Source organism: Bacillus sp. BS98, assembly GCF_008432245.1.
In the GTDB taxonomy this organism is placed as follows: Bacteria; Bacillota; Bacilli; order Bacillales; family Bacillaceae_G; genus Bacillus_A; species Bacillus_A toyonensis.
The window spans coordinates 4,570,030-4,583,391 of sequence record NZ_CP043830.1; the positions used below are offsets into that span (position 1 = coordinate 4,570,030).

The window sequence follows — 13,362 nt, forward strand, 5'->3', positions numbered from 1 at the left end:
TCGATCAATAGTTTTTAACTTGTGTCTAAGTATAACTAGCGTTTCTTAATAAAAATTGAGGAGATTTCTTAAGATTTTATGAAGAATAAAAAACAGCCACCGCCTATAGCGATAGCTGTCCCCTTATTACTTCGCACTCACAATCTTATAATAAGAGCGAACTGTTAAGAAATAATATCCGATATAAATAACGCTGTATACTCCGATACTAATTAGAAGCGGAATCATAATTTCAAATGGTAGTATGTTCCCTAAACCTTTTAATGCAAACAAACTGTGTAGAATTCCGATTACTAACGGAATTGCAAAGATAAAGCTCACTTGTTTTGCAATAGCTTTTTTCATTTCTTGTTTCGTTACACCGATTTTATGAAGGACAACGTAACGCTCACGATCTGCACTTGCTTCTGTTAGCTGCTTGAAGTAAATAATAGAACCTGTTGCTAGTAAGAATACAAGTCCCAAGAACATTCCGATGAACATCATTAGTCCAGTTGCTTCAAGTCCCATATGGAAACCAGTATAGAAGTCTCTAAATGGTGGTGCCATTTCTGATTCACCAGCTGGCATCACTTTTTTTAATTTTTCTGTTAATAATTTACTGTTTCTTTCATCTTTTACATCAATATTTTTCACAACACGTGTTCCAAATGCTCGCTTCGCTTGTTCATACATTTCATCTGGAACGACAACAACTAATTCACCTAAATTCGTAATTGCATTATTATTTGCACCTTGGATCTTCAATGTCTTCGTTTCATTTCCAATTTGGAATACCGCTTTATTTCCTTTATATTCAGGGCTAAACTCATACCCTTCAATATAAGAACTATCATATATAAAGGCTTCACCAGCAGCTACATTCACTGTTTCCGCATCGATTTTTTGCGCAAGTTTGTTGAATTCAGATTGAGATATAAATTGATATTTCTCTGAGATACTGTAGTTCATATTAAAGATAAAATCGACTTTAGCTCCTTCAAACTTTCCTTTTACAGGAACCATCTCAACTTCAAATTGATTTTTTACAGGATGATTTTCTTTCTCTTCAGCAAAAATCGCATTTACTTTCTTATCTAGTTCTGCATCTTTCTTCTCATAAGAGTAGCTGTATGGTGCAACTGCTTTTGATTGTGTAAATGTGTTGTAATACATCGTAACTGACGTACCAACTGCTGTTAATGTTACCGCACTTAAAATAGAAATTGTCGCAAGTGACTTTGCATTCCCTTTAATACGATATAGTAGCTGTGACGTCGTTACCATATTCATACCGTTATAAAACGATGATTTATTATTTCTTGCACGTTTCAATACGAATACAGTAAAGAACATAAATAGTAAGTACGTACCTAATACTGTCGCAAGTAAAATATAAAGTGCAATTGCCATAAAGTCTGCATACTTAACTGCCTTCATGAACATTAATGCTAAGAAATAACCTGAACCGATTAAGAAAACTGAAATTAATGCCATAATGACTGATCCTTTTGGCATTGCTTCTCCTTCACGTTCCGCACGGAAAAGTTCAATTAATTTAAAGCGATAAATTAAACGATATCCTTGGAGCGATGTATATAAAATAATCACAAGGAAAATAATTGCTGTATCAATAATGGCCGCCATCGGTACTTCAAAATGAACGTTTAAGTTTAATCCCATCATACTTACTAATAACTCAAGGAATAATTTTGAAAGGACACTACCAATCGCAATCCCAATTACTAATGACATTAATCCCATTAACATATTTTCATAAAAGAGCATTTTACCAATTTGTCTTTTACGAATACCTAATAACGAATATAAGCCAACTTCTTTTTTACGTTTACGTGTAAAGAATCCGTTCGAATATATAATGAACACTGCTACGAAAATGATAAGCATCACACTTGAAACTTGAAACGCACCGCTAATTTTTTTAGAGGCTTCCGCTGCTTTTTCCATTTGTGAATTATATTGCAGTGCTTTAAATGTAAAGTAAATGACGATACTAAAAATCATAGATGCAAAATATACAAAGTAGTCTTTAAAGTTCCGCTGTATGTTGCGGAGGGCAATGCTAGATAAGGTCATCAGCCATACCTCCAGAAATAGAAGACATTACGTCAACGATTTTTTGGAAGAACTGTTTACGCGTCGATTCACCGCGATGCAATTCTTTATATAGTTCACCATCTTTAATGAAAATAACTCGTTTACAATAACTCGCTGCAAATGCATCATGCGTTACCATTAAAATGGTAGAGTTATCATATTCATTTAACGACTTCATACTTTCAAGTAAATCTGTCGCTGATTTAGAATCAAGCGCTCCAGTTGGCTCGTCTCCGAAAATCATACTTGGATTCGTAACGATTGCACGCGATGCGGCGCAGCGCTGCTTTTGTCCACCAGATACTTGATATGGAAACTGACTTAAAATATGATCGATACCGAACTTTTTCGCAATTTCAAGAACACGTCGATCAATTTCATTTGCCTTTACTTTCGATAAAGCAAGAGGTAACGCAATATTCTCTTTCACTGTTAACGTATCTAATAAGTTATAATCTTGGAAAATGAAACCTAAATGATCGCGGCGGAATAACGCTAGCTTATCATCATTCATCTTCACAATATCTTTTCCATCAATTAAAATTTCACCGTTCGTCGCATTATCAATTGTAGAAAGAACATTTAGTAAAGTCGTCTTACCAGAACCAGAAGGTCCCATAATTCCAACGAACTCACCTTCTTTTACTTGTAAGTTAATACCTTTTAACGCTGCAAATTTATTACCACCCGTGTCGTACACTTTTTCAATATTTTTTGCTTCTAACACTGTTTTCATCTCGACATCCCTCATTTCTTCTATTCTCTATTTTCAACTATATACACTCTCTACTCTTGCCACTATCGATGTTTCTTACACAAACATGACAGTTATGTAAGACGCATAAGTAAAGATATAAAAATTTAACCTACTGAACAAAAGCACTTTGTTACTATAACATTGGGATATCATACCATCCATTCATTCTCCTTACAGGAACATTACAATTTTGTAAGGTAAAAAATGCACCTACAAAGTTGTGCACGAAATGTCGGATGGGGTTATTTCGTTCCTGCTATTCTATGTACAGAGGAGGTCATAGTATGGATTCACTTAAAAATATGAATGCAGCAATGCACTATATTGAAGATAACCTTACGAATGAAATTGATTTTAAAGAAGTTGCGAGGCTAGCTCTCTGTTCTGAGTATCACTTTAAAAGAATGTTTTCGTTTTTAGCAGGTATATCACTATCTGATTATATTCGCTGTAGACGTCTTACTCTTGCTGCTTTTGAACTAAAAGATAGCAATGCAAAAGTCATTGATGTCGCTATAAAGTATGGGTACAACTCACCGGATTCTTTTGCACGTGCCTTTCAAAACTTGCACGGCATAACACCTTCAGAGGCCCGAAATAGTAGCCATTCTTTGAAAGCTTATTCACCAATGACCTTCCAGTTATCGATCCGAGGAGGAAATGAAATGAACTATCGAATTGAAGAAAAAGAACCATTTCAAATCATTGGTATTACAAAACGAGTACCGATTGTGTTTAACGGTGTAAATGCAGAAATCGCTTCTATGTGGAAAAGTTTAAATCCAGAGTCTATTCAAACATTAAAGTCCCTTTCAAATGTGGAACCAAATGGAATCATTAGTGCTTCTACAAATTTTTCTGAAGGAAGAATGGAGGAAAAAGGCGAACTCGATCATTATATTGGGGTAGCCACAACGAAAGATTGTCCAGAGCAATTCGCGCAACTTGAAGTCGCAACTTCAACATGGGCTATATTTGAAGCTGTCGGTCCATTTCCTGATGCATTACAAAATGTGTGGGGACGTATTTATTCTGAATGGTTCCCTTCTTCAAACTATGAACTAGCAGGAGGTCCGGAAATATTGTGGAATGAAAGTAAAGAGATATCCTCGCCGAATTTCAGAAGCGAGATATGGATACCTGTTTTAAAAAAGTAATATAAGAGTCTAAACCTTTTCAAAATAAAAAAGCTGCTCTTCCTTTTTAAAGGAAAAGCAGCTTCTTTATTTTATCCCGCTATTTGCGGGCAGTAAAACTCCCACCTCAAAATTCAGGTGAAGCAAAGAAGTTAGGTGGGAGATAAACTGCCCGTAAACGCCCAATTGGTGAGGGCTAATAATCAGTGGGGATGAACACCCCCCACTGATTAAAGTTTCACTTTATACTTCTTCTCGACTCGTTCTTATACAAGAAAATAGTAATAATCGTAAGTACTATAACAACTACAAAAGTAAATACTCTGTCGTTCAAGATAGTACCGGTACCGATTAACATGGCAGGTATAACTGCCATAATTAAGCCACCAAACATACCGATAAACGATCCTATACTTTGTTTTATTACTTGAGTTTCTGATACCCAATCATAATAACCAAATCGATTATTAATAAAAATTCCCCATACTGCCGAAAAGAGTGAGTATGTTATCGGTGTTATTACGATGAAAAGAGAACTCCAAACATCGAGTTTTAACCCGATTATTAGCAATACGGCACTAATAAGTGATGCAGGTATACTCAATGAAAGATTCATAAGAATTTTACTGTCATAAACCATCTTTGGCGCTATAGGCAATGACTTAATAATCCATACATTTTTTCCTTCTAAAGACAATGACACACATGTTGTACACGTCATTGAAATCGCTGCTGCAATAGCAAATGGAGCAATCTTTTGCAACAAGGGCTCAATTCCAGGGTACGCTATTAATTGACTTGGCCCTACTACAACTACAGCTAACGAGAAAGCTATCGCCATCACGACTCCCATTCCACTATTTATGACATACACTGTAGAAGAGAAGAAACGTTTCAGCTCTTTTTTATACAATGCGACCAATACACTTTCTTTTCTTATACTATTAATCTCATAATTTGAAAGCATATGATAAGTGGAAATCCCTGTGTTTATTTGCTTATATTTTAACGAAAGTATTTTTACAAAAAGATAATACCAACTAACTGATATCCCGACGAATAAGATGAAAGCTATAATATCAGCATGAACAATTGCTTTTTGAAACATGTTAGCTAGTGGATACACTTTAGTTAATTGCTCCGAAACAATTGCACCAATTCCGTTCATATCATTAAGGCTATATTGAGCATTTCCGTTTTTTAGCATAAAGAAACCGAATGTAATAATTACTATAAAACTTAAAATCGTAGTTATTTTATTCGCATTTTTAAATTTAGAAGCGATTGCCGTAATCGCAGCTCCAAAGATTGCTGCAATTGTTGTTGGAATTAAAGATGCTATAAACATACTGATGAACCACATAAAGTAAAAAGAAACTGATTGATTTTCATGTATGCCATAAACAACTCCCATCGGTAGCATGATTATGATTGAAAAGATTGTATTCAGCAAGTATAAATACAAAAATCTACTTGCAATAACAGTATTTACACGAATCGGCAATGACATTAAAAAGTCGTAATCCTTAAAAGCAAAAATTTCTCCATTTGCCTTAAATATAGTGAAAAACAACGTTAATACACTGCTAATAACTAGTGCATAAACGGGAATAATTTCACTCATTCCTAGTTTCACCAATCCATATGCCGAGGCTCCGCAATATAACATTAGCATGACACCAACTAGAGCAATAGATGCTGTCAGCAAAATCTTATTCTGCTTCTTTTTCTTATCTTTTTCATATTTAAAAGTGTTTAGACCGAGCTGCGTTATTAACCGGATTTTTAAAAGTCCTAAACTATTAGTATTCATTAGCAAGCTCCTTCATAAAGAGTTCTTCCAATGAACTTTCCTTTATTAAAGAATGCACTTCCCCTGAAAGTGCTAATTTCCCTCTATTTATCATCGCTATTTTATTACATAACTTCTCCGCTACATCTAAAACGTGCGTAGAAAAGAAAATCGCACTTCCTTTTTCACAAAGCTCTTTCATAATACCTTTCAAAACTACGGCTGCTTTTGGATCAAGACCAACGAAAGGTTCATCTAAAACTAGTAATTTCGGTTTATGTAAAACCGCCGATATAATCGCTACTTTTTGTTTCATGCCATGCGAATAAGAAGATATTAAGTCTCCCAAGTAAGGTGTAATCTCAAAGGCATCCCCATACTTCTGGATCTGTTCTTCCCGATCCTTCGCCGGCACTTTATATACATCCGCAACAAAGTTCAAATATTGAATTCCTGTTAATTGCTCATATAAATCTGGATTATCAGGAATATACGCCATTACTCTCTTACATGCAATCGGATCCTTTTTTACTGAATGTCCATCAATAAAAATTTCGCCCTCTTCAAAATCTATAACTCCTACTAACGACTTAATTGTTGTACTTTTCCCCGCACCGTTATGTCCAATAAATCCAAAGATATCTCCTGCTTTAACAGTAATATTTAAATGATTTACCGCTTTCTTTCCACCTTTGTATGTCTTACTAAAATTTATAATTTCTAACATGTAAAATCCCCCCAAGCCATCTATTTAACTGAATTTTCAGACCTAAAAACAAAAAATTTACTCAGTGAGCTTTTCATTATCCCCACTGAGTATTAAAATCTCTTAACACATAGAAACTATAACTATAAAATTTGATTAATATAGCTCACAATTGTATTTCTTTTTTATATAAAACGTAAGAATATAAATTCGTTATAATAACAGCAACTACTATAATCCCCAGCATCATATAAGATCTCCAATCAGCCGGAGCGAAAACACTTATAATCATAATAATTCCTAAAGCCACAAATACTTTTCCACTAAATCGATGTGTTTTCCGCCACACTTCTTCATTACTTAACGTCCATGGATTACGCATCCCGACAAAAAAGTTTGGCTTACACTGTGGTAAATAATTACCCATTACTAAAAATAAAACACCCACTAATAATTCTGGAACCCGATTAATAAATAAGTTATATCCTAATCCACTTGTAATAATATCTATATTCCCTACAAATAGTAGCAGGAGTACCCCATTATTCATCATCATAAAAGCTTTAGAAAATTTCTCATAATTTGCTTTTCTTGGATCAATCTTAGGTATCACATTTAGAAATATATATAATGCAATCATAATTCCGACCATAGAAATCATTCCGTAAAATTTAGACGAATAGCCATCTACCTTACCGCCGCTCCAATGTGTCGCAATTGTATCCGGCAAATGTGGCCAAGCAAACGCCCAAGCTAAACAAGTTGTAACAATTAATATAATTGCGAAAAGATGTTTTTTCATTTCCCCTCTTCCCCCTTATTTGTAAACGTAAACACCCAAGTCAACAAATCTTGAAAGACAGTTGTGTTTAAAGAGTACACAACGAATTGCCCTCTTTTTTCATCTTGAATAAGTTCAGCATTTTTAAGTGCACTTAAGTGGTGTGAAATACTTGGTTTCGTCATATTGAAATGTTCGGCAATTTCACCAGCGGTTAGATCACCTTCTTTTAATAAGTCTAAAATTTTTCGCCTTGTTGGATCTGCTAATGCTTTGAATGCTTGATTCAATGTCTTTCTTCCTTTCGATAATTAGACATTTAGATATTTATCTAAATGTTAAAATGATTTCAGTTAATTGTCAATAATATGTAAGGCCCTTTTTACTTTTTCCACTTTTAACCTACATTAATTACTTTATAGAGTAAAACTGTAAAGATGGAAGAAATACGAGGGATACAAAATAAAAGAAGCTCTTCTAACTAAAGGAAGAACTTCTTTTATTTAAATTTTATCATTTTATTAACAAACGAAGAAATCCAAAAGATTATCAAACTTATAATAAAGGACATACCTACTATCGTTCCGAATTCATTTAACCAATAACTAATCATGCTTTCACACACCTAGTTTGGATTCTATTAACTATAATAAGAATTCATCCATTCTTTGTAGAGTCCTTTTGGACAGTTTTATGCGCCATGTCCACTGGAATTTTCGTTTTCCAAGTTCCTTCCGTTCCTCCAATTCTGTTAATATTAATATGGACAGATAAGAAGTCTGGGAATTTTTCACCTTCTAACGTTTCAAAAATCGCTACTCCCTCTGGTTTGTCGTGATTAGCGTATGCCGTTTCAAAGCTCTTTCCTGCTTCATCACTTAAGTAAAAAGTACTTGCCTCTGGTGCATCAGGATTACCAATACGATCTTTTTGATAATTATCGATATGAGTGTTACTAAGAAAATGCAAATATTGCACAGCATTAAATTTCTTATTTTCATAATGTGGACTCTCTACTTGTTTCCCGTCTTCTTTACCATCAGATTTAATATCAAGCCCAGTTGTATTAAATTCATATGGAACGAGCGAACCATCTTGTTGTTCAAAACGATAATAAACAAGTATTTTGGCATCTTGAATTAATATTTCTTTTATATGAAGAGTAATACCATTATCGACTATTTTTTCATTTAGCTGTATAGACTTTCCATCCGCAGCATCCTTCTTAACTTGATCATTAATCATGTCATTTAATTTTACTTCCGGCTTTACAAAATAAGAATTGTTTAACGCCATTGTACTCGTCGGTATAACGATAGCCGCTATTAAACCCGCTATTAATAATTTCTTTTTCGTTTTCTTTTTGCTATCTTTTTTATACATTTGACTAAAGGATTGATAAGCATGCTCTTTAACTTCTTTAGGGACCTCTTGTTTCATTGCTTTTTTAAATTCATTTGAAAACGACATTTGAATTAGATTCCTCCTCATCTATTTCTATACTAGACTGATTCCGAATTTTTTCTAACGCTCTGTGAATTCTAGACCTCACTGTACCTATAGGGATTTGTAATAGTTCTGCAATTTCTTCATACGTATAATCGTGGTAAAAGCGATACACGATTACTATTCTAAATTTAAATGGAAGTTCTTGTATCACCGTTAATAACTGCTCTTCTGTTTCTTTTCTTAATAATACTTTTTCGGGAACGTCTACAACTGGATCATCACGTAATTGTTGTTTTTCAAATAAGCGCATCCTCTTCCATATATTTTTTCTCCACTGACTAATCTGTTTGTAAACAATTCCATTCAACCAAAATAGAAACGGTCTAGATTGATCATATGTTGAAATAGATTTCCAAAGTTGAAAGTAAACTTCATTTACGATTTCATTTGTATCATGCCGATTTTTAACTATAGCGAAGACAGTTTCATATATTCTCTGACTCGTTAAATCAAATATAAATTCAAAAGCCTCCTCATCGCCTTTTAATAAACGTTCTATCCAGATATGTATATCTTCATTACTTGCCAAGTAGTGCCCCCTCCTTAACGATGTTCTCACTATATATTGGACAGTAAGCAAAATAAAGTTCCAAATTTCATAAAAAATATATTATTTTTTATGAAATTTCATCTATTTAAAAGGACAATACATTCAGTTATCCCTATAATACTTTTTACTTTTCTCACTTTTAACCTATACTGTTAACTAGCTTATATTTCAACATAATGAAAAGACGTGAAACACATGGTACACTATAGCTACAATTGTTTTTTTGAGGAGGAATATACATATGTATAAAATTTTAATCGTTGAAGACGATCCAAATATTTCATCATTACTGCAATCTCACATTCAAAAATACGGGTACGACGCTGTTGTTACTGAAAATTTTGATGATATTATGGAATCGTTTAACGCCGTGAAACCACACCTTGTTTTACTTGATGTGAACTTACCGAAATTCGATGGATTCTACTGGTGCCGTCAAATTCGTCATGAATCTACTTGTCCAATTATTTTCATTTCAGCGCGTGCTGGTGAGATGGAACAAATTATGGCGATTGAAAGCGGTGCGGATGATTATATTACGAAACCGTTCCACTACGACGTTGTAATGGCAAAAATTAAAGGTCAATTGCGCCGTATTTACGGTGACTATGCACCAAATATTTCTGAGCGTATCGTTGAAGTAGAAGGTTTAAAACTATTCCCTGAACGTCCAGAAATTCACTTCGGATCTGAACAAGTTCTTTTAACGAAGAAAGAAGCAATTTTAGCCGAAATGTTATTATCTAAATTCCCTCGTACAGCGAGCCGTGAAGATTTATTAGCTGCTCTTTGGGATGATGAGAGCTTCGTTGAGGAAAATACATTAAACGTAAACATCACGCGTCTTCGTAAAAAGTTCAATGAGCTTGGTATTGAAAATGCTATTGAAACAGTACGTGGACTTGGGTATCGTTTTAACGCAACTTGGAGTGAATAAGCATGAAGCTATTTTTACGTGATCATTTTACATTTTTTCTACTGTACGTATTAAACTTCGGTATCATTTTCGTTCTCTATGATGCAGTAGATGGATTTCAAAATAATAAGTTTTACTTCATCGTTTTAAGCTTATACTTATTTATTTGTTTCCTTGCTTATCGTTACGTTCGTAACCGTAGAATGTATCATAGATTAAGTGAGCAGCCAGAAAAAATGGAAGATGCGTTTATTGAAAGAGCAACCGCTCCGATGCCTCACGGTGTAAATGAACTCGTGCGTACGCAATACCGTCTCTTCCAAAAAGAACTACAATCGTATGAAGTAAAACAACAGGAACATCAATTGTTCATTAACCATTGGGTACACCAAATGAAGACACCTGTTTCTGTTATGCAGCTTATGGTACTGGAAATGGAAGACGAACATTTAATTCCGAAATTCAAAAAAGAGTTAGAGCGTCTAAACCAAGGACTTGATATGGCTTTATACATGGCTAGGTTAAATAACTTCCATGAAGATTTCCATGTTGAGACGATTTCATTAAAAGATACGGTAACAAAAAATATTAATGGATTAAAAGAACTATTTATTCGTAATGGCGTCTTCCCTGTTTTAGAAGTACATTCTGATCTAAAAGTTGCTTCTGATGCGAAATGGCTAAAATTTATTATCTATCAGTTAATGACAAATGCAGTCCGTTACTCTGGTGAGCGTGGAAAGAAAGTGTTCTTATCCGCTTATCGAAATGGAAAAGACATTATTCTAGAAGTTCGCGATGAAGGCGTTGGTATTCCGCAAGAAGATATTCGAAGAGTATTTGAACCATTCTACACTGGGAAAAACGGTCGTACATTCGGAGAATCTACCGGTATGGGGCTTTATATTGTAAGTAAAATTTGTGATTATTTAGGTCACTCCGTCAAACTAGATTCTGAAGTTGGTAAAGGAACGACGATTAAAATCATCTTCCACAATGCTGCGAATAATCAAGCAGAGAATGTAGAGAAGGTGACTGAATCATGATCAGAACATATGCTAGCAAAATGTATGAGAACTCACTCTCATACATTTTTTGCAATAAAACTACATATTTCCCTGCTAACGGGAGGCACGTATTATGACATTTTGGCAATTTGCATTTAAAAATGTAACGCGCAACTCAAGAGCTTATTTTGCTTACTTTATAAGCAGTGCCTTTTCCATTGCTGTTTTCTTTTCGTTCGCTGTTTATTTGTTTCATCCGAAATTACAAAATCCCACTATGATCTCTGAAATTTCAGGATTAATGATTTTTTCAGAAGTTGTGATTGTTTTGTTCTCGTTCTTTTTTCTACTCTATTCAATCGGATCGTTTTTAAAAGTTCGTAAAAAGCAATTTGGTATTTTAACTATTTTAGGTATATCAAAAAAACAATTACATCGACTCGTTTTCACTGAAAATATGTTAATTGGTATTTTATCTATCTTTTTCGGTATGCAGTTTGGACTTGTCTTTTCGCAGTTTTTCTTATTAGTAACAGCGAAAATTACACATCTACCGGGGATATATTTATATCCCCCTACGAATGCTTTCATTTTAACAACGATTGTGTTTCTTGGTCTCTTTATCGCTGTATCTTCATTTACACCCATGCTAATTCGTACGAAAAAGACGGTAAACCTATTAAAAACGAATGGTAGGAAGCAAAAGGAAAGAAAACCATCCATATTTATCTCTCTATTTGGTGCTATCTGTTTATTAGGTGGTTATATTTTAGCTGCAAACCCTAAATATTTCTTCTCAATAAACACGCAAGTAGGCGTTATCTATATGGTTTCAAGTGTTTTTGTGATTCCAGCGCTTGTTACAATTGGGACATATTTTTTCTTTTCTCAAATTAGTTTCTTACTTATTTATATTTTAAAGAAAAGAAGAAAGTTTTATATGAAACGAATTAATATGCTTTGGATTTCGGATTTAGCAAGTCGTATTCGAACAAATATCAATATGCTTTTTATTGTAGCCATGCTTTCTACAATTGCTTTCACAATGATTACGTTCCTATATGGATTCGGAAAGTTTACAAAGCTAGATGTTGCGAGAACTTCACCTTTTCCATTTTCTTATTTTTCATATGACGCAAATCCTTTTGTTAACAAGCATTTAACTTGGCTTGAACAGCAGTTACAAAAAGAAAATTTCTCTTATAAAAAGATCAAAACTGATTTATATGAAACACCATTGAAAGAAGATGAAGGTATAACGACTTACAATGACATTTATGCAATGAAACAAAGTGACTATAATAAACTTGCAGCTTCCCTGCGAATGAAAGAACTATTCATGAGTGATAACGAAGCATATATCTTAAGCGGCGATGCTTATTTCACCTTATTCAGCCAATTTGAGCCAAGCTTCAATAGAAAATCCATTACACTTTCTAGCACAAATACGATATTACAAGTAAAGGGCTATGAACAAGCAGGGGCCATTCCCTCTGACTTTTCATATCAAACTTTAATTTTACCTGACGCTGTTGTAAACAACTTACCAAGTACAACAAAGCATGTAGCAGCGTACAATTATAACGTACAAAACTGGGAAAAGACGTATGAAATTGCTGATGATTTTATGAAAAGAATACAAAGAGATCGACAAGAATTCCAATACGAAGGACCCCTTGTACGCTCCTATGAATCAGCAGGCTCATTATATAGAATCACATCAGGAAGTGCCGCATACTTCCTAATCGGGACATTCTTAGGTGTCATTTTCTTTATTGGAGCTGGTAGCGTTCTTTACTTCAGAATGTATACAGATTTAACGAACGAACAAGAAAAATATGTAGCAATTTCAAAAATTGGTGTAACAGATGCAGAGATGAAAAGATCTGCAACCATTCAACTTAGCATTTTATTTTTCGTTCCGTACGTTATGGCGTCCATTCATACAATGTTCGCAACAAAAATGCTTCAAGACGTAATTGCTTTATCACTATTCAAAGAAATTTCAGCCGTTCTTATTATTTTTGGAGTAGTTGAATTCATCTTTTTCTTATTCATTCGCTCCTTTTACATGCAAAAGTTATCAGAGTATACGAATGGTTAAGTTTTAT

General features: G+C 34.1%; 12 protein-coding genes. 4 read left to right on the plus strand and 8 right to left on the minus strand.

Translation table 11 applies throughout. The features are described from left to right. Window positions 1–126 precede the first annotated feature (126 nt). Window positions 127–2,076, minus strand: a complete 1,950-nt coding sequence (locus tag F0362_RS23805) for an ABC transporter permease (protein ID WP_149889996.1) — start codon at window positions 2,074–2,076, stop codon at window positions 127–129. Further along, entirely contained in the window at window positions 2,063–2,833 is a 771-nt protein-coding gene (locus tag F0362_RS23810; protein ID WP_000859652.1) for an ABC transporter ATP-binding protein, read from the minus strand. Before F0362_RS23810 ends, F0362_RS23805 begins: the two co-directional genes overlap by 14 nt. Before the next feature lie 305 nt (window positions 2,834–3,138). Between F0362_RS23810 and F0362_RS23815 the strand changes: the two genes are divergently transcribed. After that, window positions 3,139–4,011, plus strand: a complete 873-nt coding sequence (locus F0362_RS23815; RefSeq protein ID WP_000377674.1) for an AraC family transcriptional regulator — start codon at window positions 3,139–3,141, stop codon at window positions 4,009–4,011. A 217-nt stretch (window positions 4,012–4,228) separates the two neighbouring features. On the opposite strand, the gene F0362_RS23820 is transcribed toward F0362_RS23815, so the two are convergent. From F0362_RS23820 to F0362_RS23850, 6 genes are all read right to left on the minus strand, one after another. Further along, window positions 4,229–5,803 (minus strand): putative ABC transporter permease subunit, encoded by a 1,575-nt coding sequence (locus F0362_RS23820; RefSeq protein WP_001095675.1) that lies wholly within the window; start codon window positions 5,801–5,803, stop codon window positions 4,229–4,231. Next, window positions 5,793–6,509 carry an ABC transporter ATP-binding protein gene (locus F0362_RS23825; protein ID WP_000889768.1) on the minus strand — a complete coding sequence of 239 codons (717 nt, stop codon included), beginning with the start codon at window positions 6,507–6,509 and terminating at the stop codon, window positions 5,793–5,795. Before F0362_RS23825 ends, F0362_RS23820 begins: the two co-directional genes overlap by 11 nt. Before the next feature lie 145 nt (window positions 6,510–6,654). Next, window positions 6,655–7,290: an SdpI family protein gene (locus tag F0362_RS23830; protein ID WP_000716342.1), complete on the minus strand. Its 636-nt coding sequence runs from the start codon at window positions 7,288–7,290 to the stop codon at window positions 6,655–6,657. Beyond that, window positions 7,287–7,559, minus strand: a complete 273-nt coding sequence (locus F0362_RS23835) for an autorepressor SdpR family transcription factor (protein ID WP_001070532.1) — start codon at window positions 7,557–7,559, stop codon at window positions 7,287–7,289. The genes F0362_RS23830 and F0362_RS23835 overlap by 4 nt, the downstream gene beginning before the upstream one ends. 367 nt (window positions 7,560–7,926) lie before the next feature. Further along, complete coding sequence (locus F0362_RS23845) at window positions 7,927–8,739, minus strand: DUF4179 domain-containing protein (RefSeq protein WP_000010519.1); 813 nt, start codon at window positions 8,737–8,739, stop codon at window positions 7,927–7,929. Next, window positions 8,723–9,307, minus strand: a complete 585-nt coding sequence (locus F0362_RS23850; protein WP_000157855.1) for a sigma-70 family RNA polymerase sigma factor — start codon at window positions 9,305–9,307, stop codon at window positions 8,723–8,725. Before F0362_RS23850 ends, F0362_RS23845 begins: the two co-directional genes overlap by 17 nt. 262 nt (window positions 9,308–9,569) lie before the next feature. Between F0362_RS23850 and F0362_RS23855 the strand changes: the two genes are divergently transcribed. The 3 genes from F0362_RS23855 to F0362_RS23865 all read left to right on the plus strand — a co-directional run bounded on the left by F0362_RS23855 (window position 9,570) and on the right by F0362_RS23865 (window position 13,355). Further along, window positions 9,570–10,265 carry a response regulator transcription factor gene (locus F0362_RS23855; RefSeq protein WP_000276732.1) on the plus strand — a complete coding sequence of 232 codons (696 nt, stop codon included), beginning with the start codon at window positions 9,570–9,572 and terminating at the stop codon, window positions 10,263–10,265. A 2-nt stretch (window positions 10,266–10,267) separates the two neighbouring features. Next, entirely contained in the window at window positions 10,268–11,290 is a 1,023-nt protein-coding gene (locus tag F0362_RS23860; RefSeq protein WP_000765359.1) for a sensor histidine kinase, read from the plus strand. 94 nt (window positions 11,291–11,384) lie between these two features. Further along, on the plus strand, window positions 11,385–13,355 hold the full coding sequence (locus tag F0362_RS23865; RefSeq protein WP_000145026.1) for an FtsX-like permease family protein: 1,971 nt from the start codon (window positions 11,385–11,387) through the stop codon (window positions 13,353–13,355). Window positions 13,356–13,362: the final 7 nt, after the last annotated feature.